The following is a 379-nucleotide window of genomic DNA, read 5'->3' as shown; positions in this document are numbered from 1 at the left end:
GACTCCCGGGCCAGCCGGCTCGCTCACGTCCTGATCGGCCGGGGGGTCCGTCCCGGGGACGCCATCGCCGTCCTCCTCGAGCGCTCGCCGGAACTCGTCGTCACCGTCCTGGCACTGATGAAGGCCGGCGCCGTCTACGTACCTCTCGACGTCCGCTACCCCGCCGAACGCATCCGCCACGTCCTCACCGACACCGGCGCCCGTCTCCTGCTCACCGACGACCGAGCGGTGACCGAACTGCAACTGGCGGAGGTGCGGTTGGCGGGTGTGACGGCACTCGCACCCACCGCGGCCGATCCCGGTGGCCCCGGGGGCCCTGACGATCTCGGCGACCTGGCCGGCTCCGGGGGCCCGGGTGACCTCGGGGACCCGAAGGTAT

Annotated in this window: 1 protein-coding gene; it reads left to right on the top strand. The window is 73.1% G+C overall.

Annotated features, from left to right (window positions below):
• Positions 1 to 379, top strand: a 379-nt coding sequence (locus tag JK359_RS38620) for an AMP-binding protein (protein ID WP_201844413.1), incomplete at both ends; no start/stop codon positions are given.

The organism is Streptomyces actinomycinicus (genome assembly GCF_016741775.1).
Taxonomy (GTDB): domain Bacteria; phylum Actinomycetota; class Actinomycetes; order Streptomycetales; family Streptomycetaceae; genus Streptomyces; species Streptomyces actinomycinicus.
This window is presented reverse-complemented; position numbering and strand designations above follow the sequence as displayed.